The following is a 25,291-nucleotide window of genomic DNA, read 5'->3' as shown; positions in this document are numbered from 1 at the left end:
CAGTTTGTCCACAGCCCACACACAAGGCTGTCCCCTCTGCTTGTGTAAAACCGTGTGCTACCGCGCAGGAGGGCTGGCTTGGTGTGGACGGCTGGCTGCTGCCTAAAAAAGCAGCAGGTCAGGAAAAGTCCATTTCTTTCAGTGCTTTGCTTCAGTTGCCCACAGGCGGTGCACAAGCCTGTCCCCGCCTGCTGTGCAAAACCATGGCCAACAGCCAGTTTCAGCGGTGGAGAGCGCCAGCAGGCTGCATAAAATGGCCATTGCCTAAAAAACAGGCAGTCAGTAAAACCCTGTCGCGTTTCATGCACTTAGCCAACTTGCCCACAGACCGTGCACAAGGCTGTCCCCGCGCCATGTGTAAAACTGCGGCGACGCTGCCAGGCACAGGCAGGCAGCAGGAAACGGGTACTTGCCTAAAAAACAGGCAGTATAGAGAAGGCTGATTGCTTTCAGCGACTTAGCCTGTTTGTCCACAAGCCACGCACAAGGCTGTCCCCGCTGGCTGTGCGAAACCGTGCACCGTGTGCAGAAATGCGCGGCAACACTACTGGCAGGCTGCCATCCCGACGTATAATCAGGCTCTTTGCCGGTGCCGTGCCGTGTCAGTCATCAGAATCGCCGTGATCGGGCCGGAATCCTGCGGCAAGAGCACCTTGTCGCTGCAGCTGGCAGCCGCCTTGCGCAGCCAGGGCTTGCGCGCCGTGGCCGTGGCCGAATATGCGCGCACCTATTACGCCGAACGGGACTACCAGGTGAGCATGGCCGATATCGAAGCCATTGCCGCCGGCCAGTTGCAGGCCGAACAGGACGCGGCAGCAGGGCAGGACTGGCTGGTGTGCGATACCACGGTGCTGACTTGCAAGATCTGGGCCGATGTGGCGTTTGGCCAGCCTTCGCCGGCCCTGCTGCAGCTGTACCGGCCACAAGACTATGGGTTCACCTTGTTGACCGCGGCCGACATCCCCTGGCAGCCGGACCCGCTGCGCAGCCATCCCCAGCAGCGCGACTGGTTGCTGGGTTTGTACCAGGCCGAGCTGGCGCGGCAAGGCGTGGCGTATACCCTGGTGCAGGGCGGGCAGGCCGCACGGCTGGCGCAGGCCTTGCAGGCGTTGGGCCGCGCAGATTTGCCCAAAAAATAAGCAGTAGCGACAAAGCCTTTATATTTCATGGCTTTGTCCCCATTTTCCACAGCTACCCCACAGCCCTGTCCCGCAGGCAGGTGGAAAAGCGGCAGTATCTGCCTAAAAAACAGGCACTGTGAAAAATGGCTTTTCGCTCAAACAGTTGCAGGTCTTGTCCACAGCCGGTGCACAAGCCTGTCCAGAATGGATGTGTAAAAATGAATGAAATCTACAAACTGACTACCGAATACATCGCCCTGTGCGATCTGCTGAAAAGCTGCAGCGTGTGTTCTTCCGGTGGCGAAGCCAAGCATTTCATCGCCGAAGGTAATGTGGCGGTGAATGGCGTGCAGGAATTGCGCAAGACCTGCAAGATCCGCGCCGGCCAGGTGGTGAGCGGGCAGGGCTTTACCATCAAGGTGCTTGCTGCCTGATGAGCGAGCCGCTTCCGCTGGCTCCAGATGCTGCCGATCCCATGCCGGAGCCGCCGTTCGAGGTGAGCGACGACATGTGCTGCGGCAGCGGCTGTGATCCCTGCATTCTCGACACCTATCAAGCCGAGCTGCGCGACTACCGCAGCCGGCTGGCCGCCTGGCAGGCGCGGCAGCCCTTACGGCAGAACAAGGACGGACAATAAGCCATGGCCAGTATCGATCTGCATTTTCATTCGCACGCCTCCGATGGCGCGCTGCCGCCGGCCGAGGTGATTGCCCGCGCCGCCGAGCGCGAGGCCACGCTGGTGGCGCTGACCGACCACGATTGCACGCGCGGGCTGGCCGAAGCCCGTGCTGCCGCCGCGACCCATGGCGTGGATTTTCTCGACGGGGTCGAGGTATCGGTCACCTGGAATGGCAAGCACACCGTGCATATTGTCGGCCTGGGCATCGACCCCGAGCATGCCGGCCTGCTGGCCGGTCTGCAGTCCATCCGCGATGGCCGGGTGGAGCGTGCCCGCGAAATGTCTGATTCGCTGGCCCGTATCGGTATCCACGGGGCTTTCGAAGGGGCGATGGCGGTGTGTGAAAACCCGGAAATGATAGGCCGTACCCACTTTGCCCGTTTCCTGGTCAATAGCGGCGAGGTGAAAGATGTCCGCACCGTGTTCCGCAAATACCTGACGCCGGGCAAGCCCGGCTATGTGCCGCATGAATGGACCAATCTGGCCGATGCAGTAGGCTGGATCGTCGCCTCCGGCGGCATGGCGGTGATCGCCCATCCCGGCCGTTACGATATGGGCCGCACCCTTACCGAGCGGCTGATCCTGGATTTCAAGGACGCTGGTGGTCGTGGCATCGAAGTGGCCAGCGGCAGCCACAGCCTGGACGATATGCACAAGTACGCACTGATCGCCCAGCGCTACGGCCTGCTGTCCAGCGCTGGCAGCGATTTTCACGCGCCGGGCGAAGGCGGCCGCGACGTGGGCCGCACCGATGACCTGCCGCCCATTTGCCAGCCGGTGTGGCAGGCACTGCAAGAGCGCATCATCCGCGCCCCACGCGCGGCATAAACCAACACAAAAGCACACACATGGCACAGTTCTTCATGATTCACCCGGACAATCCGCAGGCGCGGCTGATCCGGGAAGCGGCGACCATCCTGCGGGGCGGCGGGGTGGTGGTGTATCCCACCGACTCCTGTTACGCGCTGGGCTGCATGCTGGGTGACAAGAAGGCGATGGAGCGCATTCTGGCCATCCGCCAGATCGAGCTCAAGCATCACCTGACCCTGGTCTGTCACAACCTGTCGGAGCTGGCCAACTACGCCCGCGTCGACAATAGCCAGTTCCGCCAGCTCAAGGCCGCCACGCCGGGTAGCTACACCTTCATCCTGCAGGCTACCAAGGAAGTGCCGCGCCGCACCTTGCATCCCAAGCGCGCCACCATCGGCCTGCGCGTGCCGGACCACAAGGTGGCGCTGGCCCTGCTGGAAGAGCTGGGCGAGCCCATCCTGTCCTGTACGCTGTTGCTGCCGGGTGATGACGAGCCGCTGACCGACCCGTATGAAATCCGCGAACGGCTGGAGCACAGCGTGGATGCGGTGATTGACGGCGGCTGGTGCGGCACCGACCCCACCACGGTGATCGACATGACCGACGGCGTGGAACTGCTGCGTCGCGGCAAGGGCGACCCGGCCGTTTTCGGTTTATAGCCAGCCCGGCTGGAACCATGGCCGGCTGTCCCCATCTAGTAGTGGTTCATCTTACCCAACCAGAAAAGAAGCTATGGGCGATACCTCTCAACTGATCCAGCAGATCAGCATCTATGCCTTGCCGGTGCTGCTGGCCATTACCCTGCACGAAGCCGCACATGCCTATGCCGCCAAGCGTTTTGGCGATGCCACTGCCTATATGCTGGGGCGCATGACGCTTAACCCGCTCAAGCACATCGACCCGGTCGGCACCGTGCTGCTGCCCCTGCTGTCGCTGATGATGGGCGGTGTATTGTTCGGCTGGGCCAAGCCGGTGCCGGTGAATTTTGGTGCCTTGCGCAATCCGCGCGTCGGCATGCGCTGGGTGGCGGCTGCCGGCCCGCTGGCCAACTTTGTCATGGCGGTGATGTGGGTCTTGCTGCTGAAACTCGCCATCATGATGAACAACAGCTATTCCGAACCGCTGGCGCTGATGAGCAAGGCCGGCATCAATATCAACGTCATGCTGATGGTGCTCAACCTGCTGCCACTGCTGCCGCTGGATGGCGGGCGCATCGTGGAAAGCCTGCTGCCGCCGGGCCTGGCTTACAAGTATTCCCGGCTGGAACCCTATGGCATGTGGATACTGATCGCGCTGATCTTTACCGGCGCGCTCATGCCGCTGCTCAATCCGCTGCGTCAGCTGGTGTATCATCTGCTCAGTCTCTTTTTCTAACTGGAATCCGCTCCATGTTTGCCAACCGCATCCTTTCCGGCATGCGCCCCACGGGCAGCCTGCACCTGGGCCACTACCACGGCGTCATCAAGAACTGGGTAGAGCTGCAGAGCAGTCACGATTGCTATTTCATGGTGGCCGACTGGCACGCTCTCACCACCAATTACGATAATGTCTCCATCATCGAAAAAAGCATCTGGGACATGGTGATCGACTGGCTGGCCGCCGGTGTCGACCCGGACAAGGCCACGGTATTCCTGCAGTCCAAGGTGCCGCAGCATGCCGAGCTGCACCTGGCGCTGTCCATGGTGACCCCGCTGTCCTGGCTGGAGCGCGTGCCCACCTACAAGGACCAGATCGAAAAACTGTCCACCAAGGATCTGGGCACCTACGGCTTCCTCGGCTACCCGCTGCTGCAGGCCGCCGACATCCTGGTGTACAAGGCCGGGCTGGTGCCGGTGGGCGAAGACCAGGTGCCGCACATCGAACTGACCCGTGAAGTGGCCCGCCGCTTCAACAATCTGTTTGGCCGCGAACCCAATTTCGACGAACTGGCCCAGGCCGCCGCCAAGAAAATCGGCAAGCAGGGCAAGCAGTTCATGCAGCAGCGCACTGCTTATTTGCAGGACGGCAACGCCGAAGCGCTGCAAGCCGCGCGTGAGATTCTGGCCGCCAGCCAGAACCTGGGCGTGGCCGACCGCGAACGCCTGGCCGGCTGGCTGGAAAACAAGGGCAAGACCATCCTGCCGGAGCCGGAAGCCAAGCTGACCGCCGCTTCGCGCATGCCGGGCCTGGACGGGCAGAAGATGTCCAAGTCCTACGGCAACACCATCACCATGCGCGAAGCGCCGGAGCTGGTGAGCAAGAAGGTCAAGGCCATGCCGACCGATCCGGCCCGTGTGCGCCGTACCGATGCCGGCAATCCGGAAAAATGCCCGGTGTGGCAGCTGCATCAGGTGTACAGCGATCACGAAACCCGCGAATGGGTGAAGCAGGGCTGTACCAGCGCCGGCATCGGCTGTCTGGATTGCAAGCAGCCGGTGATCGAAGGTGTGCTGCGCGAACAGCAACCGATGTTCGAGCGGGCCGAGCAGTATCTGTCCCACCCGGACCGGGTCAAGGAGATCGTGTTCGAAGGCTGTCGCCGTGCCGAGAAAGTGGCAAAAGAAACCATGACCGACGTGCGCGCCGCCATGGGCCTGGGTTTCTGAGCGCAGCTGACAAACCCCCTGTTGCGGCGTTGCGCCTCCTTGCCGTACGTCGTGTACTGTCTGCGTCGGCGCGCCTTGCCCCAGGGCCGCTACGCTGTTTTGTCAGCCGCACCATGCTGTAGCAGCGGTGGTGGATGTAAAAAAGCCGGAACAAACGTTCCGGCTTTTTCATTTTCTGGGGAAGGTACTACCCCAAGCGGATCTCCATATGGCTTGTCATGCGGCTTTTTCTCTACGAGGAATTTGGGGTAGCGCGCAGTGTGTATGTGGAGGTGAGTAGCAGGGAAGTGGAGATTCGAACCGATATGCCCGATCCTTCGTTGGCACGCGCCGACGGAATGGCCACGGACAAGGTTTTAAGCCACCGCATGCTTGAGTGGCGCGACGATAGCGCGCCGCGAGTTCGGTGGCGCCTTGGCCGTGGTCGGGCAGGCGGAAATACGCGGGCCGTCGAGGTCGCCCGGGGTTGCAAGGGGGCTGGCGGGCAGCCCCGCCATACGATGCAAGCACGTCGTCCGGAGCGTGCCAACGAGGCATGGGGGTATCCTGCTTTTGCCTGGCTGCTCAGTGCTCCATCCGTGGCAAAAACACCTCCGCCAGCATGCAGCGACAACTGCCGCCGCCCACCGCTTCGATGGTGGGAATGGGGTTGACCACCGGCTGGCCGTGACGCTCCAGTACGCGCTGCTGTTGCGGGGTGAAGCCGTCCCAGGCTCGTTGCGACATGGCCAAGAGCGGGGTGCCATCCTGCGCCGCCAGTTGCAGGATATTGCCGCAAAAGTGCTGTTCTACCTGCTGATGACTGATGCGGATTACCTCGTGGGTGGATTCCAGCGCCTCCAGCACCCGGCGTCGTTCTTCCGGCTGGTACAGGCTGTCGGCGCAGATCACCGCGATGTCCTGCCCCACCGACATCATCACATTGCTGTGATAGATGGGCACGCCGTGGCTATCGGCGGTGTCGAACAACTGGACATCTTCCAGCCCGCGCAGCCTGGCGTAGCGATACAGCGCCAGCGGATGGCAACGCTGCGAGCGGGCGGCATAGACACGGTGGCGGGCGTGGTCGAAAATCATCACCCCGGTGCCTTCCAGAATCAGCTGCTCCTCCCAGGGATGGCCAATCCAGCTGATCTGGTTGATCTGATAGCCATGGTCCAGCAGCAGTCGCGCCAGCTCTTCCACCCGGCGCTCCTGGCGGCGGTTGGGGGTATGCATGGGGTAGACCTGCAGGCTGCCATCGGCACTGGTGCTGAACCAGTTATTGGGAAACACCGCGTCCGGGGTGGCAACGCCATCGGGGCTTTTTTCCAGCACCATCACCTGCAGGCCGTGCTGTTGCAGGCGTTGTACCATGGCCTCGAATTCGGCGAGGGCCAGTGCGGTGACCTCGGCCGGTGCCAGCTGCAGCCGGTGCTGGAACACATTGTCGGCACCGGTTTGTTCGTTGAAGGCAAAGTCGACGGGGCGCACCATGACCACGGCACGAGCCAGTTGTGCTTGTGCCGGACGGGTCAGTGACAGGGGGGCGACCCAGGGCAGATTCTGATTTCCCATGTAATGGTTTCGGAGGCAAAGTGTGGAGGGTGCTGGTATAGTAGCCAGACCTATATCAAACAAAAAGTTGGATTTGTTTGACATCTCCATAATGATTTGGAATGGATTTTCATCTAGCCGCCCTCAAGGCCTTTGTCAGTGCCGCGCGCGAGTCTTCATTTTCCCGCGCCGCCGACTGCCTGCACCTCACCCAGCCCGGCCTGTCCAAGCGCATCCGCAGCCTGGAAGATGCCCTGCGGGTGGAGCTGTTCGACCGCATCGGCCGGCGCACGGTGCTGACCGAGGCCGGCCGCGCCTTCCTGCCCTATGCGCTGCGCATCCTGGCCGAAGCCGAAGAGGCCGGCCAACTGCTGCGCAGCCTGCTGCCGGCGCAGATCGGCAAGCTGCATCTGGCGACCACCCAGCACATCGGCTTGTACTACCTCAAGCCGCTGCTGGCGGAGTTTGTGCGCCAGTATCCGGGCATTGATCTCACCGTGGATTTCAAGACCTCGGCGGAAACCCACAAATTGCTGTGTCAGGGCGAGCTGGAACTGGGCTTCATGTCCGAACCGCCGCTGCATGAGCAGGCGCTGGAGTATGTAGAGGTGCTGAACGAGCGGCTGTGCTTTGCCGTGGCACAGCAGCATCCGCTGGCCTTGCTCGAGGCGCTGACGCTGCAGGATCTGGCACGCTATCCGGCGCTATTGCCCGGCAGCAATACCCGTTGCCGCCGGCTGATCGAAAACCTGTTTCAGCAGCATGCCACCCCGCTGGATGTGCGCGAGCCGTCCAATTATCTGGAAGCCCTGCGCATGCTGGTGGAGGCCGGGCTGGGCTGGAGTGCCTTGCCCGAGGTGATGATCAGCAGTGGCCTGTGCCGGCTGCCTTTGCAGTCATACGAGCCGGCCCGCACCATCATGCTGGCCTATCACCGCAAAGTGAGCCTGTCCGGCCCGGCCCGGCTGTTTCTGGAATGGCTCAAAGACCACCCGCCTGGCTTACACTCTGTCGCATGAGCACCTTGACCACCACCACCGATTTCACCCTGACTGCACCGGAACTGCCGGCCGGTCTGCCCATTGCCCATGTCTTTGGCCAGCCTGTGCTGGAAGTGCCGCAGGATCTGTTCATTCCGCCCGATGCCTTGCAGGTGATTCTGGAAAGCTTCGAAGGCCCGCTCGACCTGTTGCTATACCTGATCCGCAAGCAGAATCTGGATGTGCTCAACATTCCCATGGCCGACATCACCCGCCAGTACATGAGCTATGTCGATGCCATGCAGGGCGAGCGGTTGGAGCTGGCGGCCGAATACCTGCTGATGGCGGCCTTGCTGATTGAAATCAAGTCGCGGCTGTTGCTGCCACGCCCGCAGCTGGACGAAGAGGGAGAAGTGGACGACCCGCGCGCCGAACTGGTACGCCGCCTGCTCGACTACGAGCAGATGAAGCTGGCCGCGCTGGCGCTGGACAAGCTGCCACAGGCCGACCGCGACTTTGCCTGGCTGGCCGTGCTGATCGAGCAGGGGGCCGAGGCAAGGTTGCCGGATGTTGCCGCCATGGATCTGCGCCAAGCCTGGCTGGCGATTTTGTCGCGCGCCAAGCACAAGCGCAGCCACAAGGTGGAAAAGGACGAACTGTCGGTGCGCGAGCAGATGAGCTGGATCCTGCGTTATCTCAGTGATCGCGAATATGTGCCGTTCGAGGAACTGTTCGAAGTCGACAGGGGCGTGCCACACCTGGTAGTCAATTTCATCGCCGTGCTGGAACTGGTGAAGGAAGGGCTGATCAAGGTCAGCCAGGAAGTGGCCTACCAGCCGATTTACGTGCGTATCGCCATCAGCTGATGGCCGCGACTGTTGCGCGCATGACAGTAACGCGTCAATTGACCGTGCTGCTTGGCGGGAAATCAGGTAAAATCCGCGCCTTCCCCGCGCAATGTATATTTTTTCGCCCCCAGTCCTGTGCGCAGGCCGGGCGAGACCTGGTCCGATGTCCACCATCACCGACTTAAACTATCTCAAGATCGTGCTGGAAACGGCATTGTTGACCGCGACGGAACCCTTGTCGGTATCCCAGCTCAAAAAGCTGTTTACCGAAGACATCAAGGCCACCCTGCTGAACGACATTCTGGAAGACATCCAGACAGACTGGCGTGGCCGTGGTGTGGAGCTGGTGAAACTGGCCAGCGGCTGGCGCTTTCGGGCGCGTGCCGAGTTCACCCCTTATCTGTCACGGCTGAATCCGGAAAAACCGCCGCGTTATTCACGCGCCGTGATGGAAACCCTGGCGATTATCGCCTACAAACAACCTGTTACCCGTGGTGATATCGAATCCATTCGTGGCGTATCGGTGTCCACCAGCGTGATGCAAACCCTGCTGGAGCGGGGATGGATTGAAGTAATCGGGCACAAGGACGTGCCCGGCCGGCCGGGGCTGTATGCCACCACCCGCAAGTTTCTGGATGATCTTGGCTTTGTTTCGCTAAGGGACCTGCCACCACTGGCAGACTTGGGAACACTGGTCATACCCGATGCCCAGCCACAAGAGATCGGCAGCGATGAAGCCGAAGACACTCTCCCCCTCGACGATGAGGCGGACAATCTGGAGCCACAGGCAGAATAGGCTGGACGCCGTTTTGCTGTGCGCTCGTACTGAAAGAGCATGATTTATGTCTACCAAAGGACAAAACAACGCCCGCCAGCCGGTGGCGCGTGTAAAGGGCCGCGAATCTTCTCCGCGCCGTCAGCCCGATGCGCCGCGCGGCAACGCCCCGCAGCAACAGGGTCGTGGCAAGCCGGGAGGCTTTGGCAAGGCGCGCAATCCGCAAGACGCGCAAGGCCAGGGTGGCAAGCCGCAGGGCCGTCGTCCTGCTGCACCGCGTGATGCCTATGGCAACCTGCTGCAATCGCAGCCGCATGCCGCACCGCATGAAAGCGCGCCGCTGTTCAAGATGAGCCGTTCCGAGCTGGCCCAGCTGGAACTGCAACGCCAGGCCCGTGGCCAGGTGGTACGTGGTGAAAACGGCGAGGCCAACGGCAATGTCGCTGAGCCGAAAAAGCCGGCCGCAGGCCGTCGCAAGGAAACGGTCAACCGCCGTGGCGAAGTACAGAGCAATCCCACCGGCAGCGGCAAGCGCAGCCAGTCGGAAAACAACCGCCAGCAGCAAGCTGCCCGTCGCCAGGAAAAAGCCGAGCGTCTGCAAGGCCAGGGTGGTGAGGCATTGCAGCACGAACGCCGCTTTGGCAACAAGAATGCCGCCATGCCGGTGGCTGAAGGTGAGCAAAGCCCGCGTGAACAGCGCCGTGCACCGGCCGCGGGCAAGCCGCGCGCAGAAGGCAAGTCGCTGGTAATCAAGGCAAAAAAGTTGCGTCTGCGCAGCCCGAGTCAGGACGTGAAAGAAAAGTCCAAGCGGCTGCGCGAGGTGCGCCTCGACAAAGAACAGATTGAGCCGGTTCGCCTGCAAAAGGCCCTGTCGGCTTCTGGCGTCGGTTCCCGTCGCGAGATGGAAGAGTGGATCGAAGCCGGCCTGGTGCTGGTAAACGGCAAGAAAGCCAGCCTGGGTGACCGCGTGGGTCCGGAAGACCGCGTGACCGCCAAAGGCGATGTGATCAAGCTCAAGTGGGCCGACCGCCTGCCGCGCGTCATCATGTACCACAAGCAGGAAGGCGAAATCGTTTCCCGCGACGACCCGGAAGGCCGTGTCAGCGTGTTCGAACGCCTGCCGCAAGCCAAGAGCAGCCGCTGGGTGGCCGTGGGCCGTCTGGACGTGAATACCTCCGGCCTGCTGCTGATCACCACCAGCGGTGAACTGGCCAACCGCATGATGCACCCCAGCTTCGAAGTGGAGCGTGAATACGCAGTGCGCGTGCTGGGCGAGCTGACCCCGGAAATCGCCAAGGAAATGACCGCCGGCGTGGAACTGGAAGACGGCCCGGCCGCTTTCCAGCGCGTGTTCCAGCGCGGTGGTGCCGAAGAAGGTGCCAACCAGTGGTACAACGTGGTGATCAAGGAAGGCCGTAACCGCGAAGTGCGTCGCATGTTCGAACACTTCGGCCTCACGGTCAGCCGCCTGATCCGCGTCCGTTTCGGTAACCTGGGCCTGCCCCCGCGCCTGAAGCGTGGCCAGTTCTACGAACTGAACGAAGCCGAAGTGGCTGCGGTGATGAAGTGGTCTGACCTGACCATGACCGGCCGCAAGAAAACCCGCGGAAGCAAGGCAGAGTGAGCCGTGGCAGCTGGCCGTTGCTGACGGCACTGGCTGCGCGCTGCTGCAAATGGGTGACCGCCTGGCGGTCGCCCGTTTTGCTTTCGGCGGGCTTGCAGGATGAGGTCGTGCCGCCGGCTGCCACCGCAGGTGGTGGTGGCCTGCTGGGCTTGCGTCGCGGACCGCGTGCTTCGGTGGTCATCATTCAGGATGGCCGCCTGCTGATGATGCAGCGTATCAAGAATGGCAGGGAGTACTTCGTACTGCCCGGCGGCACCATCAAGGCGAGCGAAACCCCGGCCATGGCCTGCGTGCGCGAAACCCGCGAAGAAACCGGCCTGAGCATCTGGCTGGCCGAGCAGCTATGCACGCTGGAGCACAAGGGGCGCATCGAGCATGTGTTTCTGGCCAGCAAGTTTCGTGGCACGCTGCGGCTGGGTGGCCCAGAGCTGGCGCGCATGACGCCGGATAATCAATACCATCTGGTGTGGCTGGATTACGCGCAACTGCAGCAGGTCAAGCTGCGGCCGAAGAATCTGCTGGTGTACTGCCGGGAATGGCTGTGGCCGGTTGACGAGTGACAACTTGCCGCTGCCGCCATTCTCGACGTAAGGTAGCGGATTGCAGCGCAAGGCAGGGAAGCAGGCATGAGCAAGGCATTTACCAAAGAGAATGACGAGGCCGAAGACGATCTGCCAGTCGAGCAGCGGCTGCCGGCCTCCAGCAAGAACTACATCACACCCGGTGGCTGGCGTCGGCTGAAGGACGAGCTGTACCAGCTGGTCAACAAGGAAAGGCCGGAGGTAGTGCAGGTGGTCAACTGGGCGGCCAGCAATGGCGACCGCTCGGAAAACGGCGACTATCTGTACGGCAAGCGCCGCTTGCGCGAAATCGACCGCCGTATCCGCTTTCTGACCAAGCGGCTGGAGCTGGCTGAAGTGGTCGATCCCGAGGCGCGTGAAGCCACTGACCAGGTATTTTTCTCCGCCACCGTGCTGATCGAGCGGGGTGATGGCAGCGAGCAGTTGCTGAGTATTGTCGGGGTGGACGAGATTGATCTGCCGCGCGGTCATATCAGCTGGATTTCGCCGATTGCCCGCACCCTGATCAAGGCGCGCGAGGGAGATAGTGTGTTGTTTCGCGGCCCGGACGGCGACGAGGACATCGAAATCCTCGAAGTGTACTACCAGAAAATCAGCTGAAGCGCTGTGTTCTGCCCAAACAAAAGCCCGTGTCGGAAGACGCGGGCTTTTTTATATGCTGCCGAAGCTTGGCCGGGTTTAGTGCTTGGCGTCGTCGGCGTCTGCACGGCCGGCCAGTTGGCCGTTGACGGCCATCCAGTCGCGGGTGGCGGTATCGCCGATACGACTGAACGCCTGGCTGAGCAAGCGGGCTTGCTCTTTGTGCAGGGCTTCTTCCAGCTTGCGGCCTTCGCCGGTCAGCGTCAGCTGCTTGACCCGCTTGTCGTGGTTGGCGGCCACGCTGGCAATCAGTCCCATCTCCACCAACTGGCGCAAGGGCATGTTGATGGCCTGTTTGGTCACGTCCAGCGCGCTTAGCAGATCCTTGACCGACAGACCGGGATAGCGGGCCACGAAGAACAGTATGCGGTGATGCACCCGGGCCAGGCCACGCCGGGCCAGGATTTCATCCGGCTTGGCGGTAAAGGCTTTATAGGCATGGAAGAACACTTCCATGGCTGCGCGCAGATCAATCGCGTTATCGCTGTCAGGCATGTTGACGACATCCCCTGTCAGGGGTAAATTAGGTCAAAAAAATTGACGTTTATTGTCTATTGGGCTGGCGCAATAGCAGACCATAAAGCGGTAGCAGAAGAAATCATCCTTACTGCTGCAGGAGCTGGGCTTCCGTAGGCTTACCACCCTCGGCCACGGCAATATGGCAGACATGCTGGTGCGACAGTCATGGAGATTACCATGTTTTCAGAACGTATCGAACGACTGATGGGTTCGCTGATCCGCGAAATCCTTGCCGCCGCCCAGCGCCCTGAAGTCATTTCCTTTGCCGGTGGTCTGCCTGCAGCCAGTTGTCTGCCGCAGCTGGATTTCAGCGGCCTGCCGCCTGATCTGGCGCAGTACGGCACGACCGAGGGCGAGCCGCAGCTGCGCGAACTGATTGCCGCCCAGGCTAGGGCTCTGGGGCTGGAGTGCAGCGCCCAGCAGGTGCTGGTGTTGTCCGGCTCGCAACAAGCCATTGATCTGGCGTCCAAGCTGTTCATCGATCCGGGTACACCGGTGGTGACGGAAGGGCCGACCTATCTGGCGGCCTTGCAGTCCTTCAATCTGTTTGGTGCCGCCATTACTGCCGTTGCCCAGGAAAATGGCCAACTACCGCCGGCCAAACTTGAGCAGGCCCTGCGTACGGCGAAGCCACGGCTGACCTATCTGATCCCCAGCTTCCAGAATCCGTCCGGTGCCTGTTACAGCGAGGAAAACCGTCGTGCGCTGGCCGAGGTGATTGATGCCCACGGCTTGCCGGTGTACGAGGATGATCCTTACCGCGCCCTGTCTTATGATGGCGAAGCACCGGCACCGCTGGTGAGTCACTTGAAGAATACACCGTGGATTTATGCCGGTTCCTTCTCCAAGACACTGGCTCCCGGGCTGCGTATCGGCTACCTGATTGCTTCGCCCGAGCTGTACCCGCATCTGGTCAAGCTGAAGCAATCCACTGATTTGCACAGCAACCGTCCGGGGCAGTGGTTTATTGCCCAGCAGTTGGCTGACCCGGCGTTCCCGGCCCATCTGCAATCGCTGCGCGATACCTACCGTGTGGGTCGCGATGCCATGCAGGCTGCGCTGGAAAAGCATTTTGCCGATCTGGCCGACTGGCAGGTGCCCCAGGGCGGCTTGTTCTTCTGGCTGACTCTGAAGCAGCCGCAGGACACGCGCGAGCTGCTCAAGACCGCATTGGCCGAGCGCAATGTCGCCTTCATGCCGGGCGAGCCGTTCTACCCGAATCCGCAGGATGGCATCGGTCACTTGCGCCTCAACTTCAGCCATGCTGCTGTTGAGCGCATCGACGAGGGCATTGCCCGTCTGGCCGAGTTGGTGCGTGCCGCTCACCGTTGAGTTTTGCTGCAATGAAAAAGCCGCTCACAGGAGCGGCTTCAGGCTGCTGACAAAGTAAGTTGGTACGATTACGCGGGACCCGGCAAAGCCGGGCCTTTCGACTCACTTAATTAATTCCGCAGCCTTCCATTTATTCCCAATCCCCCCGCCCTTGCCCTGCAAGGGAGCCTCGCTTTCCTTTGAGAAAGCGAGACGGGTTTGTCAATAATCTGAAAAGCCGCTCACAGGAGCGGCTTTTTTATCTGCAGTGTCCGGATCAACTGCCAAGCGGACCTTCGTTTTCCAGCATTTCCACACCGGCCAGGCCAGAGCGGAACACCGCCTGCTGCAGGGTTTCCACGGCTTTCTTGCGGAAAAACTGCTTGCGGGTGACCAGCAATACCCGGCGTTGCGGTGCCGGTTCCTGGAAGGGCAGGATGGACAGCAGGCTGTCATCACCAGGGCCGATGGAGGTGGATGGCATCACGGTCACACCCATGCCGCTGGCCACCATGTGCCGGATGGTGTTGAGCGAACTGCCTTGCAGGGTGGTGGCAAGGCCGGACTGGTGGTTCTGCTTGCTGGCCAGTTCGCTGCAGGCCTGCAATACCTGGTCGCGGAAGCAGTTGCCCTGGTTCAGCAGCAGTACGCTCTCGTCAGTCAGCTGGCTGGCTTCGATGCAGGCCAGCTTTTCCCATGGATGGCCCTTGGGTGTGGCGACCACGAAGGATTCATCGTACAGCGGCCAGGTCATGGTGCCGGCTTCTTCGAAGGGGTCGGCCACGATGATGGCGTCCACTTCACCGCGCTTGAGCATTTCAGCCAGACGGACGGTGTAGTTCTCTTCCAGAATCAGCGGCATGTCCGGTGCCAGAATGCGCAGGGCCGGAATCAGCTTGGGCAAGAGATAGGGGCTGATGGTGAAGATCACCCCCAGCTTGAGCGGGCCGACCAGCTCGTTCTGGTGCTCACCCGCCAGCCGTTTGACGGTTTCGGCTTCTTCCAGCACGCGTTGCGACTGCTCGATGATGCGTTCGCCAATTTCCGTCACCGCCACTTCCTGGCCACCACGTTCGAACAGGGTGATGCCCAGCTCGTCTTCCAGCTTCTTGATGGCGATGGACAGGGTGGGCTGGCTGACAAAGCAGCTTTGTGCGGCGCGGCCAAAGTGGCGCTCGCGCGCCACTGCCACGATGTAGCGGAGTTCGGTCAGCGTCATGGTTTAGCGCTGGTGCTCCGGCAGGACGATATTGACCTCCAGCACCTCGAAGTCATCCTGGCGTTCTACCTGCACCTTGATGTCATCCAGATTCACCGCCACGTATTTGGAGATCACCTCCATCAGTTCGCGTTGCAATGCAGGCAGGTAGTCAGGGGCGCTGCGACCATTGCGCTCGTGCGCCAGAATGATCTGCAGACGTTCTCTGGCGATGGCGGCCGTCTTCTGGCGCTTGCCGAACAGAATGTCGATAAGAGACATGGTTTAACCTCCGAACAGGCGCTTGAGCAGGCCCACCTTGGGCGCGTCCAGGAAGCGCATGGGGCGATCTTCGCCCAGGAAACGTGAAATCACGTCGGAATAGGCCTCGGCCACATCGCTGCCCTTCAGGTGAATGGCCGGCGTGCCGGAGTTGGAGGCTTGCAATACGGTCTGCGATTCCGGAATCACGCCAATCAGCGGCACGCGCAGGATTTCCTTGACGTCGTCTACCGACAGCATTTCGCCCTTGTCGACACGGGCCGGCGAGTAGCGGGTAATCAGCAGGTGTTCCTTGACCGGATCACCACCCTGTTCGGCACGGCGCGACTTGGAGGCCAGAATGCCCAGGATGCGGTCGGAGTCGCGTACCGAAGACACTTCCGGGTTGGTGACGATCAGCGCTTCATCAGCAAAGTACAGTGCCAGCAGGGCACCCTTTTCGATACCGGCAGGCGAGTCGCAGACGATGAACTCGAAGCCGCTGTCGGCCAGTTCCTTCAGCACCTTTTCCACGCCCTCTTGCGACAGGGCATCCTTGTCGCGGGTTTGCGAGGCCGGGATGATGTAGAGGTTGTCGCAGTTCTTGTCCTTGATCAGGGCCTGGTTCAGCGATGCCTCGCCATTCACCACATTGATCAGGTCGTACACGACGCGGCGTTCGCAACCCATGATCAGGTCCAGGTTGCGCAGGCCGACGTCAAAGTCGATGACCACAGTCTTGTGTCCACGCAGGGCCAGGCCGGATGCAAAGCTGGCACTGGTAGTGGTTTTGCCGACACCACCTTTGCCGGAAGTCACGACGATGATTTTTGCCACGGTAAATCCCTTTGGATAATTGAATTATTCGCCAAGCGCGGTCATGACCAGGCGCTCGTTTTCAAGATAGATCTGGGTAGGCTTGCCCTTGATACTTTCGGGCAGGGCCTGTTCGATAGTGCGATAGACCCCGGCAATGGAAACCAGTTCGGCCTCCATGCTGCGCACGAAAATGCGGGCGGCTGTGTTGCCACGTGCGCCAGCCAGTGCGCGGCCACGCAGCGGGGCATAAATATGGATGTTGCCATCGGCAATCACCTCGGCACCGGCGCTGACCATGGCCAGGACCACCAGGTCGCCGCCACGGGCGTAAATCTGCTGTCCGGCACGAACCGGGCGGTCGACGATCATGGCGGCCACCGGGGCGGGGGCGGCTGCCACCTCCACCGGCTTGGCCACGGTCTCGCTCAGGTTCTGGCGTGGCGGCGTATTGCCGCGCACATAGGCCAGGCCATAGCGGCTGGCGACCTCGGCCATGCTGCTATCCGGATGGCGCAGGGCGACGGCACGAATGCCATGGCGGCTGAGCATGGGGAGCAGGCGGCCGTAATCGGCGTCGGCTGCATTTACCAGGGCTTCCACATCCAGCAGGAAAGCTTCGGCCGGGGCATCACCGGCCGGGCCGAAACGGGCCTCCAGCGCAGTAGTCAGTTCTTCCAGATTGTCCGTGCGGAGAATCAGGGCCAGCAGATCAAGGCTGGCAGATTTGATGTCAAAGGCGGTGACCGCAGAGCTCATGAGTAGGCTTTATATAAATAGATTTCTTCTATGGAGCGAGTGTACTGGCTTGCCGCCCCCCTTTCAATGCCGGTGAACTAATCGGCGAGCACGGCCTTCTGTTGATATTGCGCTGCAAAAAATACCAGCAGCCTGGCGCAGGCTGTAATTGTCGCAATACTGTCATTCATTTGGAATGTTGATGTTGTAAAAACACATACAAAATAGTTGTTTACGTGATTGTGCGGTGCAGCATTTACTTGACCGGCACCAATCATTTGGTTAAATTACATTTGCTGCTGTGCAGCATTGGCGGCGAAACGGTTGTTGTGACTGTTAAAGCTGAGTTGTATTTCGACATTTCCAGGAGTAGCCATGTTTACCAACACCCAAGAATTTTCTGCTCTCGGCCAGGTGCAGTTCGACAAAGCCGTTCGCCTGTCCTCCATCGTTCTGGCTGGTGCCGAGCGTTTTGCCAACCTGCAGCTGGAACTGACCCGCAAGCTGCTGGACAACAACGCCAAGCACTTCAAGGCACTGACCGAAGTGAAAGACCCCAAGGCATTTGCCGAGCTGCAAACCAGCCTGGCACAGCCCAGCCTGGATCAGGCTTTCAGCGTGGCGCGCGAAGTTTACGACGTGGCTGTTGCTACCCAGGGCGAACTGAGCTCCTTCGTGGAAGAACAACTGGCTGAACAGAACAAGCTGCTGCTGAGCAATCTGGACCGTCTGTCCAAGAACGCCCCGGCTGGTTCCGATGTTGCCGTTTCCGCACTGAAAACCTTCGTTAACAGCTCCAATGCTGCTTTCGAAAGCGTGTCCAAGACCGCCAAAAAAGTTAGCGCCGAAATTGCTGAAGCCAGCGTAGAAGCTGCCAGCACCCAGGCCAAGGCCACTGCTGCTGCGGTAAGCCGCAAAAAGCCGGCTACGCCCGCTGCTGCCTGATTTGTTGCAGTAATACAGAAAACCCGCCTAACCGGCGGGTTTTTTTATTGCCTGCCATTCTGCTGGCTAAGAGCCTGTTCAAAGTCTCGCGAGCTAGAGTGAGACAAGGCGAAAACGGCTAAGGAAGCGGAGTTTACATAGAGTAAATGAGCATTCCGCAGACGTTTTTAACGCGGTATCACCGAAGCGCAGCAGACTATGAACAGGTTCTAAGGCTGGTGCAGGGTGGAAAACACCTGCTGCAGCATGCTGTGCAAGGTGTCACGCTGTTGCATGGCCAGTACGATGAGGATGGCCAGATTGGCAGCAAAATGGCTTTGTGCGGCGGCAGGCAGGGCGAAGTTGCTGCGCGCCTCGCTGGCGCTATATGCGGCAGGGTTGATGCCCTGGCGCTGCAGATAGTCGGCGGAGAGCAAATACAGCTTGTCAGCCAGTTCGCTCTGCTGCTGCATCAGCTGTTCCCAGTTGATGCTGGCGGGCTGGCCATTGGCTGGCAGCTGTTGCAAGGCCAGTTGCCAGGCATGGCGCATGGCGTTGATGACATGCAGGGTGTAGCGGGCGCTGCCCAGCGGCCCGCAATGCAGCCAGCCTCCTGCCAGCGGCGCGGCGCAATCCAGCCAGTGGCGGGCTTCGCTGCTCGCGGGGAGTTCTCCGCCGCAAAGCAGCATGAAACCGAACTGCTCACCCTGTGGCAGCCATTGGCCACACACTTCCAGCAAGGCAATGTCGTGCTGCCGGCAATGCCCGGCACGCTCCAGCAGGTGCTTGCTGTCGTCTGCCGCCAGATCCAGCCAGCAGTGCTCTCCGGCAAAGCCTTGCCACTCGGCCGGTAGCCATGTGGGCAGGCCTGCTTCCGCTGCGCGCAGCAGGGTGCCTGCTTGCAGGCGCTGGCTGAGCCAGTGCAGATGAGGAGCGCTGCCCTGAGGCTGAAACATTGCTTGGCCTTATATGATCAGTTGCTGTTGCTGAATGGCGAGTGCCAGGTTGTCAATAAACCAGGCTAGTGCTTTGCCGGGACATTCTTCTTTCCATGCGTAAAACATCTTGGTGCAACTGCGCTTTTCCTTGAGTGATTTTTCCACAAGTTGGCCGTTTTGCAGATAGGGAGCGGCGAGCATGCGTGGCAGGTAGCCAATGCCCAGTCCCGCAGTCATCAATGCGAGCTTCGCATCCAGTGTATGCACGGTCAGCACGTCCTGCCCGTTGAGTATGCCTGCAGTTCGTGTCGGCAAGCGGCGCGAGGTGTCGCCCAGCGAAATAATCCGGTGCTGGCGCAAGGTGTGGGCGGCCAGTGGTTCGGGGGCGGTGGCCAGCGGATGTTGCGGGCTGACCAGAAACACGAAATCGATGGTGCCGATTTCCCGGTGGAAATAATCACCTGCTGGCGGGTGACCGGGTGCGCCCAGCACCAGGTCCGCACGCGCGTCATACAGCGCATCCCAGATGCCGCCGAAAACCTCACGGGTAAAGCGCAACTGTGTGCCGCTGCCCAGCTGATCGAAGCGGGTGATGAGCGGAATGAGCTGCTCGAAGGGGATGAGATCGCCGATGGTGATGACCAGCTCACTTTCCCAGCCGGCCGCCTGTTGCAGCAGCCGGTGTTCGACCGTGCGCGCGGCATCCAGCAGATTACGGCCATCGCGCAGCAGGACTTGCCCGGCAGCGGTCAGGCGGGCGCGGTGTCCGCTGCGGTCGAATAGCTGTACATCCAGATCTTGTTCCAGCTTCTGGATGACGTAGCTGACGGCCGAGGTGACCCGGTGTAGTTCGTCTGCTGCTGCGGCAAAGCTACCGTTGCGATCGATGGCATCCAGAACCAGCAGGGCATCCAGGGATATTTTCATGTTCGAATTTTTTGAATGAGCCGTTCAGATCATTTCGCTATCAACAGGAATCGCTCGCGTTTAATATCTGTTTCACCAACCCGATGCAAGTGACAAGGCAGTTTTTCAAGCATTAATTGTACAGACCTATCAGGTAGTGACATCAAAAAAATTGAAGCATTTTGATGCTCAGCTGCACAAAGCTTGCATCCTGCTAACCGAATGGAGTGAATCATGTTGAAGAAATTGATGCTGGCCCTTGTTGTTTCGAATGCACTGGTAGCAACTGCCATGGCCCAGAGCGATGTACGCAGCCGCCCGGACAAAGATGTCGTGCAAAAGTACGAACAGCAGTTCAGTCAGAGCGATGCGCAGCGCAAGGCTGCTGATGATCGTGCCGGCAAGGCTATTGCAGCCAATGCCGCCGATTATCGCAACCACTAAGCAGACTGCCGGCAGCTTTCCCTGCCTGGCACTCTCCCATACAAAAACGCCAGTGCATGCACTGGCGTTTTGTCTTGTCCGCAGGGACAGCAAGCCCGCAAGGCGGGCTGGGTAGGCAGGCTTACTTGCCGAAGCGGGCAATGCCTTCTACCAGTTCGGTCTTGGCATCTTCCAGCGTGCCCCAACCGTTGATCTTGACCCACTTGCCCTTTTCCAGGTCCTTGTAGTGCTCGAAGAAGTGCACCATCTGCGCGCGCAGCAGTTCCGGCAGGTCTTCCAGTTTCTGGATGGACTTGTACATCGGGCAGAGCTTTTCTACCGGTACGGCAACCAGCTTGGCATCCACGCCGCCGTCGTCTTCCATCTTGATCAGGCCCAGGGCGCGACAGCGGATGACCACACCGGGCGGCAGCGGGAAGGGGGTAACGACCAGCACGTCGACCGGATCGCCATCGCCGGCCAGGGTTTGCGGCACAAAGCCGTAGTTGGCCGGGTACATCATGGAGGTGCCCATGAAACGGTCAACCACCAGGGTGTTCCACTCTTTGTCGAATTCGTATTTGATCGGCGCAGCGTTGGCGGAGATTTCGATCACGACGTTGAAGTCGCCCGGCATGTCTTTGCCCGGGCCGATGAGTTCCAGGTTCATCAGGCAGAATCCTTTGTTAGATGGTGGTTGTTTACATGGAAAATCATGCCGGATTATATCAGCAGCTGCCGTCTTGTGCGGTGCACGGGTATAATCTTTGACGGATTTGTGCACCAGTCGGGAACCATATGTTTGATACGCTGATTACTGAATTCGACAAGGGTTTGCGTACCCTGTTTGCCCAGGCGGAAAGCCAGCGGCCACGGCCGGATGCCGGGCTGGAGGAGGCGGAGTTGAGCGCTGCGGAAAAGCGCCATGCCATGGGCCTGATGCGGGTGAATCACTGCGGCGAAGTATGCGCCCAGGCACTGTACCAGGGGCAGGCGCTGACTGCGCGCAACCCGCAAGCGCGCGAGGCGCTGCAGCATGCCGCATTCGAAGAGGTCGAACACCTGGCCTGGACTGAGCAGCGCATTCGCGAACTGGGTGGTCACCCCAGCCTGCTGGGTCCACTGTGGTATACCGGTTCGCTGGCGCTAGGCGTAACGGCCGGCCTGCTGGGGGATAAATGGAATCTGGGTTTTCTGGAAGAAACCGAGCATCAGGTTGGCGCTCACCTGGATAGTCATCTGACTGCACTGCCCGAGGCGGATGCCAAAAGCCGCGCCATCGTGACGCAGATGCGGGATGACGAATTGCGCCATGCCGACATGGCGCATGAGTTTGGTGCAGCCAGCCTGCCGGCTCCGGTTAAGGGATTGATGAAACTGACTGCCAAGCTGATGACCGCTACCAGCTATCGCGTATAGTGGGCAGGGGAGTCGCGGTTCAAGTCCATACGCCACCTCATGGTGGCGTTTTTATTGGAGAAGAGACAATGGCAGAAACCATGGCACAGCTCTTTTTGCAGCAAGCGGCAGCAGTGGGTTTTGATGCGGACGATGAAATACGTATTGGCGGCAATTATCAAGCGCTGGTCCGTGATGGCAATCTCTTGTATGTCAGCGGGCAGGTGCCGCGTATCGGTAGTGAGGTGGTGGTGAAAGGCGCAGTGGGTGGGGAGATTGATCTGGCCGCTGCTCAGCACGGCGCGCGTATTGCCGTGCTGCGCTGCTTGGCCTTGCTGCAACGGGAATTGGGCAGCCTGGAGCAGATTGCCCGCATGTTGACCATGACGGTTTATGTGCGTTCGGCGGCCGGTTTTGCGCAGCAGAGCGAGGTGGCGGATGCCGCATCGGAACTATTGCTGCAGGTAATGGGCGACGCCGGGCGTCATGCACGTACTTCGGTAGGGGTGGCTGAACTACCCAAGGGGGCTGCAGTAGAGATTGCCTTGCAGGCTCGGGCAAACAGCTGATTGCGTGATGGCCATGAAAAAGCCCAGTCTGGTGACTGGGCTTGATCTTGAATCCTGGCGTCCCCACGGGGAATCGAACCCCGGCTACCGCCGTGAAAGGGCGGTGTTCTAACCGCTAAACTATAGGGACTTTGGTGCACCCGGAGCGATTCGAACGCCCGACCCTTTGGTTCGTAGCCAAATACTCTATCCAACTGAGCTACGGGTGCAAAGCTGGCGTCCCCACGGGGAATCGAACCCCGGCTACCGCCGTGAAAGGGCGGTGTTCTAACCGCTAAACTATAGGGACGCTGTAGTGGTGCACCCGGAGCGATTCGAACGCCCGACCCTTTGGTTCGTAGCCAAATACTCTATCCAACTGAGCTACGGGTGCACTGTCTCGAAAACGTTTTGTCTTTCGAGAGGGCGAACTATACAGATTCACTTTTTTTGTGTCAACACTGCGACAAATATTTTTTTGCTTTGCCCGCCGAAGCGCGGGGCGAGCCTGTTGCACCAGCCGCAACGCGCCCTGGCGAGCGGGTTCGGCAAATGCGGGCAGCCCGTGTAAGATGGCGCTGCGGATCAGCCTTGGCGCTTGATCCATCCCCTGCCGGTTGTTCCGGCTCATTATTTCGCCCGATGAGACTGCATGCTGTTTGATATCCCCTGGGCCATTGTCGACCTGGAAACCACTGGCGGCCATATCGGTCGCGACCGCATCACCGAAATCGGCCTGATCATGCTGGATGGTGATCAGCTACGTCGCTATCAGACACTGGTCAATCCCTTGCAGCCGATTCCGCCATTCATCGAAAACATGACTGGAATCAGCAACGAGATGGTGCAGGTACAGCCTCCGTTTGCGGCTATCGCTGGCGAGCTGTTGCCCATGCTGCAGGGGCGTTTGCTGCTGGCACACAATGTGCGTTTCGATTACGGCTTTTTGCGCAACGAATTCCGTCGCCAGGGCTTGCGTCTGCAAAGTGCAACCCTGTGTACGGTAAAACTGTCACGCCGGCTGTATCCGCAGCATTTCAAACATAATCTGGACAGCATCATTCAGCGTCATGGCCTGCAATTGCCGGACCGGCACCGCGCCATGGCCGATGCCGAGGCGCTGTTGCTGTTCTTGCAGTCGGCTATCGCCGAGCTGGGCGAGGCTACGGTGCAAGATGCCATCCGTCAGGTGCTGGCACAGCCGGATCTGCCACCAGGAGTGGACGCCGCGCTGGTGGATGATCTGCCTGATCTGCCCGGCGTCTATACCATTTGGGGTGAAGAGGGCGCTGCGCTGTACGTGGGGCGCGCCAGCAATGTGCGTGGCAAGGTAGTTTCGCAATTGGCGCAGGATGGCAAATACGGCAAGGACCCGTCGATACAGCGGCCTATCCGGCGTATCGAGTGTCAGGAAACGGTGGGCGAGCTGGGGGCGCATCTGCTGGAACAGCGCCTGCTGCGCGAGTTGCAGCCGTTTTACAATCACCGCAGCCGTCTGGCGAATGATTTGTGCTCGATTCAGCTGGACCATGGCCAGGGTGAGTTCATGCGACCGGCCATCGTGTATGCCGACCAGCTGGATTTCAGCCGCACGGCTGATCTGTATGGGCTGTTTCGTAGCCCGAAAGAAGCGCGCAAGGTATTGGCCGAAATCGCCAATGGCAATGGCTTGTGTCAGTCGGTACTGGGAGTGGAGGCGCTGACCAGCCGCAAGGGCGTGGGCTGTGCGGGCATCAGCAGCGGGCGTTGCCGTGGCGCTTGCATCGGTAAGGAAGCCGCGCCGCAGCACAATATGCGGCTGATGCAGGCGTTGGCGCGCATCAAGGTCAAGCCCTGGCCGTTTCCGGCACCGGTGGCCGTGGTGGAAACCGACGAAGTCACCGGCGTGGCGATGGAGCATGTCTTCGACCGCTGGTGCTACCTGGGTTCGCGTGCCGTCGGTGAGCAGGCCCTGGCTGGTGCGCCGAGCTTTGACATCGATACCTACAAATTGCTGGATGCCTATCTGAAAAAGCCGGCAGAGGGTAGCAGCCTGAGGCTGCTGGCCTAGGGCCTGTTAACGCTATTTTTTTCACGGCGGCGGATGTTGAGGGGATGCAATGCGCGAAAAACCGCGCTGGCAGGGCATTCCCTGCCAGCGCGGTTTGACAAGGCAGTGCGCCGCTCAACATCTGCCCCGCAGGGCAGGCCCGACCAGCTTGCCACTGCTGCGTTGTCGGATTTGCGCTTGGGGCCACCAAGCGCTGCACCCTCCGCCTTGCATTGACAAGCTTTCAGGGCCTGCGCCGCAGAAAACATAGTGTTAACAAGCCCTAGCTGTTACTCGTGCATGGCCTGGAAGCTGCGCAGGCGGCTTTCGATGATGCGTGGATTTTCACCATTGGCGATGGCCACCAGGCCTTCCACTACCATTTCTTTCAGGGCGATCTCGGCGGCGACCAGGTGCTTGAGTTTGGCGGCCACCGGCAGGAAAAACAGGTTGGCGGAGCCGACACCATACACGGTGGCGACAAAGGCCACGGCAATGCCGGCGCCTAGCTTGGACGGGTCAGACAGGTTTTCCATGACGTGGATCAGCCCCAGTACCGCGCCAAGAATACCCATGGTGGGCGCATAGCCCCCGGCCGATTCCCACACCCGCGCCGCCTGCTTGCGGGCATGTTCGAACATGCCGATTTCCACTTCCATCACCCCGCGCAGCACATCGGGTTCGGCACCATCCACCACCATTTGCAGGGCTTTCCTGGTGAACGGATCTTTCTGTTGGCTGACATAGCCTTCCAGCGACAACAGGCCGCCGCGACGGGCAGTCTGGCTCCAGTTCACTACTTCGCGGATCAGTTTTTCGTGGTCTTGCGGCGGCGGCTGGAAAATCCACTTGACCATGCGCATGCCGGCGACAAATTGCTTGGGCGTGCTCTGCAGCATGACGGCACTCATGGTGCCGCCGATCACGATCATGAAGGCAGTCAGTTGCAACAGGGAGCCAATATTGCCCCCTTCGATGGCCTGGCCGGCAATGATGGCCGTCAGGCCCATGACGATGGCGATGATGCTGATCTTGTCCACGCTGAATTCCGTTATCTTTATCTGAGCAAGCGGATGGTTTCACCAGCGGTTTCCGATGTGCTGC

The 25,291-nt window shown here is 60.3% G+C and carries 29 protein-coding genes and 4 tRNA genes; 19 read left to right on the top strand and 14 right to left on the bottom strand.

Features of this window, described 5'->3' with window-relative positions; genetic code table 11:
- The first annotated feature begins 599 nt into the window (after positions 1 to 599).
- The 7 genes from DBR44_RS06085 (at position 600) to DBR44_RS06055 (ending at position 5,195) form a co-directional block, all read left to right on the top strand.
- Complete coding sequence (locus DBR44_RS06085; protein ID WP_124643022.1) at positions 600 to 1,139, top strand: AAA family ATPase; 540 nt, start codon at positions 600 to 602, stop codon at positions 1,137 to 1,139.
- A gap of 200 nt (positions 1,140 to 1,339) precedes the next feature.
- Positions 1,340 to 1,555, top strand: coding sequence for an RNA-binding S4 domain-containing protein (locus tag DBR44_RS06080; protein ID WP_124643020.1), 216 nt, complete (start codon positions 1,340 to 1,342; stop codon positions 1,553 to 1,555).
- On the top strand, positions 1,555 to 1,758 hold the full coding sequence (locus tag DBR44_RS06075) for an oxidoreductase-like domain-containing protein (protein WP_124643018.1): 204 nt from the start codon (positions 1,555 to 1,557) through the stop codon (positions 1,756 to 1,758). Before DBR44_RS06080 ends, DBR44_RS06075 begins: the two co-directional genes overlap by 1 nt.
- A gap of 3 nt (positions 1,759 to 1,761) precedes the next feature.
- Positions 1,762 to 2,628: a 3',5'-nucleoside bisphosphate phosphatase gene (locus DBR44_RS06070; protein WP_124643016.1), complete on the top strand. Its 867-nt coding sequence runs from the start codon at positions 1,762 to 1,764 to the stop codon at positions 2,626 to 2,628.
- Between the two features lie 20 nt (positions 2,629 to 2,648).
- Positions 2,649 to 3,269, top strand: coding sequence for an L-threonylcarbamoyladenylate synthase (locus DBR44_RS06065; protein ID WP_124643014.1), 621 nt, complete (start codon positions 2,649 to 2,651; stop codon positions 3,267 to 3,269).
- 73 nt (positions 3,270 to 3,342) lie between these two features.
- Positions 3,343 to 3,984 (top strand): site-2 protease family protein, encoded by a 642-nt coding sequence (locus DBR44_RS06060; RefSeq protein WP_124643012.1) that lies wholly within the window; start codon positions 3,343 to 3,345, stop codon positions 3,982 to 3,984.
- 14 nt (positions 3,985 to 3,998) lie between these two features.
- Complete coding sequence (locus DBR44_RS06055) at positions 3,999 to 5,195, top strand: tryptophan--tRNA ligase (protein ID WP_124643010.1); 1,197 nt, start codon at positions 3,999 to 4,001, stop codon at positions 5,193 to 5,195.
- Positions 5,196 to 5,759: 564 nt separating this feature from the next.
- Here DBR44_RS06055 and DBR44_RS06050 read toward each other — a convergent pair.
- A complete protein-coding gene (locus DBR44_RS06050) occupies positions 5,760 to 6,752 on the bottom strand; it encodes an arginine deiminase-related protein (RefSeq protein ID WP_124643008.1) in 993 nt (330 codons plus the stop codon).
- Positions 6,753 to 6,853: 101 nt separating this feature from the next.
- Here DBR44_RS06050 and DBR44_RS06045 point away from each other — a divergent pair, with 101 nt between their 5' ends.
- The 6 genes from DBR44_RS06045 to greB all read left to right on the top strand — a co-directional run bounded on the left by DBR44_RS06045 (position 6,854) and on the right by greB (position 12,139).
- Positions 6,854 to 7,750 (top strand): LysR family transcriptional regulator, encoded by an 897-nt coding sequence (locus DBR44_RS06045; RefSeq protein WP_124643006.1) that lies wholly within the window; start codon positions 6,854 to 6,856, stop codon positions 7,748 to 7,750.
- Positions 7,747 to 8,577 (top strand): ScpA family protein, encoded by an 831-nt coding sequence (locus tag DBR44_RS06040; RefSeq protein WP_124643004.1) that lies wholly within the window; start codon positions 7,747 to 7,749, stop codon positions 8,575 to 8,577. Before DBR44_RS06045 ends, DBR44_RS06040 begins: the two co-directional genes overlap by 4 nt.
- Before the next feature lie 145 nt (positions 8,578 to 8,722).
- On the top strand, positions 8,723 to 9,355 hold the full coding sequence (gene scpB, locus DBR44_RS06035; protein WP_124643002.1) for an SMC-Scp complex subunit ScpB: 633 nt from the start codon (positions 8,723 to 8,725) through the stop codon (positions 9,353 to 9,355).
- Between the two features lie 637 nt (positions 9,356 to 9,992).
- On the top strand, positions 9,993 to 10,958 hold the full coding sequence (rluB, locus tag DBR44_RS19720; RefSeq protein WP_124643302.1) for a 23S rRNA pseudouridine(2605) synthase RluB: 966 nt from the start codon (positions 9,993 to 9,995) through the stop codon (positions 10,956 to 10,958).
- A gap of 107 nt (positions 10,959 to 11,065) precedes the next feature.
- The gene (locus DBR44_RS06025) at positions 11,066 to 11,518 is read left to right on the top strand and encodes an NUDIX domain-containing protein (protein WP_158613566.1); all 453 of its coding nucleotides are present in this window, start codon (positions 11,066 to 11,068) and stop codon (positions 11,516 to 11,518) included.
- A gap of 66 nt (positions 11,519 to 11,584) precedes the next feature.
- Entirely contained in the window at positions 11,585 to 12,139 is a 555-nt protein-coding gene (greB, locus tag DBR44_RS06020; protein ID WP_124642998.1) for a transcription elongation factor GreB, read from the top strand.
- Positions 12,140 to 12,217: 78 nt separating this feature from the next.
- Here greB and DBR44_RS06015 read toward each other — a convergent pair whose 3' ends face one another.
- A complete protein-coding gene (locus DBR44_RS06015; protein WP_124642996.1) occupies positions 12,218 to 12,673 on the bottom strand; it encodes a MarR family winged helix-turn-helix transcriptional regulator in 456 nt (151 codons plus the stop codon).
- Positions 12,674 to 12,874: 201 nt separating this feature from the next.
- On the opposite strand from DBR44_RS06015, the gene DBR44_RS06010 reads away from it, so the two are divergent.
- On the top strand, positions 12,875 to 14,029 hold the full coding sequence (locus DBR44_RS06010) for a PLP-dependent aminotransferase family protein (RefSeq protein ID WP_124642994.1): 1,155 nt from the start codon (positions 12,875 to 12,877) through the stop codon (positions 14,027 to 14,029).
- Positions 14,030 to 14,285: 256 nt separating this feature from the next.
- Here DBR44_RS06010 and DBR44_RS06005 read toward each other — a convergent pair whose 3' ends face one another.
- Genes DBR44_RS06005 through minC form a run of 4 tightly spaced genes read right to left on the bottom strand, consistent with a single transcriptional unit; the run spans position 14,286 to position 17,042 of the window.
- The gene (locus DBR44_RS06005; RefSeq protein ID WP_124642984.1) at positions 14,286 to 15,227 is read right to left on the bottom strand and encodes a LysR substrate-binding domain-containing protein; all 942 of its coding nucleotides are present in this window, start codon (positions 15,225 to 15,227) and stop codon (positions 14,286 to 14,288) included.
- A 3-nt stretch (positions 15,228 to 15,230) separates the two neighbouring features.
- Entirely contained in the window at positions 15,231 to 15,488 is a 258-nt protein-coding gene (gene minE / locus DBR44_RS06000) for a cell division topological specificity factor MinE (protein WP_059286884.1), read from the bottom strand.
- A 3-nt stretch (positions 15,489 to 15,491) separates the two neighbouring features.
- Positions 15,492 to 16,304: a septum site-determining protein MinD gene (gene minD / locus DBR44_RS05995; RefSeq protein ID WP_103524951.1), complete on the bottom strand. Its 813-nt coding sequence runs from the start codon at positions 16,302 to 16,304 to the stop codon at positions 15,492 to 15,494.
- A 24-nt stretch (positions 16,305 to 16,328) separates the two neighbouring features.
- Entirely contained in the window at positions 16,329 to 17,042 is a 714-nt protein-coding gene (minC, locus tag DBR44_RS05990; RefSeq protein ID WP_124642982.1) for a septum site-determining protein MinC, read from the bottom strand.
- 354 nt (positions 17,043 to 17,396) lie between these two features.
- Here minC and DBR44_RS05985 point away from each other — a divergent pair, with 354 nt between their 5' ends.
- The gene (locus DBR44_RS05985) at positions 17,397 to 17,966 is read left to right on the top strand and encodes a phasin family protein (RefSeq protein ID WP_124642981.1); all 570 of its coding nucleotides are present in this window, start codon (positions 17,397 to 17,399) and stop codon (positions 17,964 to 17,966) included.
- 209 nt (positions 17,967 to 18,175) lie between these two features.
- On the opposite strand, the gene DBR44_RS05980 is transcribed toward DBR44_RS05985, so the two are convergent.
- Both DBR44_RS05980 and DBR44_RS05975 read right to left on the bottom strand, forming a co-directional pair.
- Positions 18,176 to 18,901 carry a hypothetical protein gene (locus DBR44_RS05980; protein WP_124642979.1) on the bottom strand — a complete coding sequence of 242 codons (726 nt, stop codon included), beginning with the start codon at positions 18,899 to 18,901 and terminating at the stop codon, positions 18,176 to 18,178.
- A 9-nt stretch (positions 18,902 to 18,910) separates the two neighbouring features.
- Positions 18,911 to 19,810 (bottom strand): LysR family transcriptional regulator, encoded by a 900-nt coding sequence (locus DBR44_RS05975; RefSeq protein ID WP_124642977.1) that lies wholly within the window; start codon positions 19,808 to 19,810, stop codon positions 18,911 to 18,913.
- 213 nt (positions 19,811 to 20,023) lie between these two features.
- Here DBR44_RS05975 and DBR44_RS05970 point away from each other — a divergent pair, with 213 nt between their 5' ends.
- Positions 20,024 to 20,233, top strand: coding sequence for a hypothetical protein (locus DBR44_RS05970; RefSeq protein ID WP_124642975.1), 210 nt, complete (start codon positions 20,024 to 20,026; stop codon positions 20,231 to 20,233).
- A 121-nt stretch (positions 20,234 to 20,354) separates the two neighbouring features.
- On the opposite strand, the gene ppa is transcribed toward DBR44_RS05970, so the two are convergent.
- The gene (ppa, locus tag DBR44_RS05965; RefSeq protein WP_103524956.1) at positions 20,355 to 20,882 is read right to left on the bottom strand and encodes an inorganic diphosphatase; all 528 of its coding nucleotides are present in this window, start codon (positions 20,880 to 20,882) and stop codon (positions 20,355 to 20,357) included.
- A gap of 128 nt (positions 20,883 to 21,010) precedes the next feature.
- Here ppa and coq7 point away from each other — a divergent pair, with 128 nt between their 5' ends.
- Together coq7 and DBR44_RS05955 are read left to right on the top strand one after the other, a co-directional pair.
- The gene (coq7, locus tag DBR44_RS05960) at positions 21,011 to 21,631 is read left to right on the top strand and encodes a 2-polyprenyl-3-methyl-6-methoxy-1,4-benzoquinone monooxygenase (protein WP_124642973.1); all 621 of its coding nucleotides are present in this window, start codon (positions 21,011 to 21,013) and stop codon (positions 21,629 to 21,631) included.
- 80 nt (positions 21,632 to 21,711) lie between these two features.
- Complete coding sequence (locus DBR44_RS05955; protein ID WP_124642971.1) at positions 21,712 to 22,179, top strand: RidA family protein; 468 nt, start codon at positions 21,712 to 21,714, stop codon at positions 22,177 to 22,179.
- Between the two features lie 55 nt (positions 22,180 to 22,234).
- On the opposite strand, the gene DBR44_RS05950 is transcribed toward DBR44_RS05955, so the two are convergent.
- The 4 genes from DBR44_RS05950 to DBR44_RS05935 form a co-directional block, all read right to left on the bottom strand.
- A tRNA-Glu gene (locus DBR44_RS05950) sits at positions 22,235 to 22,309 on the bottom strand.
- Between the two features lie 2 nt (positions 22,310 to 22,311).
- Positions 22,312 to 22,388 (bottom strand) — tRNA-Arg (locus DBR44_RS05945).
- A gap of 5 nt (positions 22,389 to 22,393) precedes the next feature.
- Positions 22,394 to 22,468, bottom strand: a tRNA-Glu gene (locus DBR44_RS05940).
- 7 nt (positions 22,469 to 22,475) lie between these two features.
- Positions 22,476 to 22,552: transfer RNA gene (locus DBR44_RS05935), tRNA-Arg, on the bottom strand.
- Positions 22,553 to 22,810: 258 nt separating this feature from the next.
- Between DBR44_RS05935 and DBR44_RS05930 the strand changes: the two genes are divergently transcribed.
- Complete coding sequence (locus tag DBR44_RS05930) at positions 22,811 to 24,208, top strand: 3'-5' exonuclease family protein (protein WP_124642969.1); 1,398 nt, start codon at positions 22,811 to 22,813, stop codon at positions 24,206 to 24,208.
- 269 nt (positions 24,209 to 24,477) lie between these two features.
- Here DBR44_RS05930 and DBR44_RS05925 read toward each other — a convergent pair whose 3' ends face one another.
- On the bottom strand, positions 24,478 to 25,227 hold the full coding sequence (locus DBR44_RS05925; protein ID WP_124642967.1) for a flagellar motor protein: 750 nt from the start codon (positions 25,225 to 25,227) through the stop codon (positions 24,478 to 24,480).
- Positions 25,228 to 25,291: the final 64 nt, after the last annotated feature.

Origin of the sequence: Aquitalea sp. FJL05, assembly GCF_003852595.1 — a bacterium.
Taxonomy (GTDB): domain Bacteria; phylum Pseudomonadota; class Gammaproteobacteria; order Burkholderiales; family Chromobacteriaceae; genus Aquitalea; species Aquitalea aquatilis.
The sequence above is the reverse complement of the archived record's forward strand: the minus strand, read 5'-3'. Positions and strand labels throughout refer to the sequence as shown.

Bases quoted from the DNA above. Each gene is read 5' to 3' on its own strand.
- DBR44_RS05985 (WP_124642981.1), top strand. From the start codon at position 17,397: ATGTTTACCAACACCCAAGAATTTTCTGCTCTCGGCCAGGTGCAGTTC.
- coq7 (WP_124642973.1), top strand. From the start codon at position 21,011: ATGTTTGATACGCTGATTACTGAATTCGACAAGGGTTTGCGTACCCTG.
- DBR44_RS06075 (WP_124643018.1), top strand. From the start codon at position 1,555: ATGAGCGAGCCGCTTCCGCTGGCTCCAGATGCTGCCGATCCCATGCCG.
- scpB (WP_124643002.1), top strand. From the start codon at position 8,723: ATGTCCACCATCACCGACTTAAACTATCTCAAGATCGTGCTGGAAACG.
- DBR44_RS05980 (WP_124642979.1), bottom strand. From the start codon at position 18,901: ATGTTTCAGCCTCAGGGCAGCGCTCCTCATCTGCACTGGCTCAGCCAG.
- minC (WP_124642982.1), bottom strand. From the start codon at position 17,042: ATGAGCTCTGCGGTCACCGCCTTTGACATCAAATCTGCCAGCCTTGAT.
- DBR44_RS06060 (WP_124643012.1), top strand. From the start codon at position 3,343: ATGGGCGATACCTCTCAACTGATCCAGCAGATCAGCATCTATGCCTTG.
- DBR44_RS05955 (WP_124642971.1), top strand. From the start codon at position 21,712: ATGGCACAGCTCTTTTTGCAGCAAGCGGCAGCAGTGGGTTTTGATGCG.
- DBR44_RS06010 (WP_124642994.1), top strand. From the start codon at position 12,875: ATGTTTTCAGAACGTATCGAACGACTGATGGGTTCGCTGATCCGCGAA.
- DBR44_RS06050 (WP_124643008.1), bottom strand. From the start codon at position 6,752: ATGGGAAATCAGAATCTGCCCTGGGTCGCCCCCCTGTCACTGACCCGT.
- DBR44_RS06045 (WP_124643006.1), top strand. From the start codon at position 6,854: ATGGATTTTCATCTAGCCGCCCTCAAGGCCTTTGTCAGTGCCGCGCGC.
- DBR44_RS06065 (WP_124643014.1), top strand. From the start codon at position 2,649: ATGGCACAGTTCTTCATGATTCACCCGGACAATCCGCAGGCGCGGCTG.
- DBR44_RS06040 (WP_124643004.1), top strand. From the start codon at position 7,747: ATGAGCACCTTGACCACCACCACCGATTTCACCCTGACTGCACCGGAA.
- DBR44_RS06005 (WP_124642984.1), bottom strand. From the start codon at position 15,227: ATGACGCTGACCGAACTCCGCTACATCGTGGCAGTGGCGCGCGAGCGC.
- ppa (WP_103524956.1), bottom strand. From the start codon at position 20,882: ATGAACCTGGAACTCATCGGCCCGGGCAAAGACATGCCGGGCGACTTC.
- DBR44_RS06070 (WP_124643016.1), top strand. From the start codon at position 1,762: ATGGCCAGTATCGATCTGCATTTTCATTCGCACGCCTCCGATGGCGCG.
- minE (WP_059286884.1), bottom strand. From the start codon at position 15,488: ATGTCTCTTATCGACATTCTGTTCGGCAAGCGCCAGAAGACGGCCGCC.
- DBR44_RS06015 (WP_124642996.1), bottom strand. From the start codon at position 12,673: ATGCCTGACAGCGATAACGCGATTGATCTGCGCGCAGCCATGGAAGTG.
- rluB (WP_124643302.1), top strand. From the start codon at position 9,993: ATGCCGGTGGCTGAAGGTGAGCAAAGCCCGCGTGAACAGCGCCGTGCA.
- greB (WP_124642998.1), top strand. From the start codon at position 11,585: ATGAGCAAGGCATTTACCAAAGAGAATGACGAGGCCGAAGACGATCTG.
- DBR44_RS06055 (WP_124643010.1), top strand. From the start codon at position 3,999: ATGTTTGCCAACCGCATCCTTTCCGGCATGCGCCCCACGGGCAGCCTG.
- DBR44_RS05930 (WP_124642969.1), top strand. From the start codon at position 22,811: ATGCTGTTTGATATCCCCTGGGCCATTGTCGACCTGGAAACCACTGGC.
- DBR44_RS05975 (WP_124642977.1), bottom strand. From the start codon at position 19,810: ATGAAAATATCCCTGGATGCCCTGCTGGTTCTGGATGCCATCGATCGC.
- DBR44_RS06080 (WP_124643020.1), top strand. From the start codon at position 1,340: ATGAATGAAATCTACAAACTGACTACCGAATACATCGCCCTGTGCGAT.
- DBR44_RS05970 (WP_124642975.1), top strand. From the start codon at position 20,024: ATGTTGAAGAAATTGATGCTGGCCCTTGTTGTTTCGAATGCACTGGTA.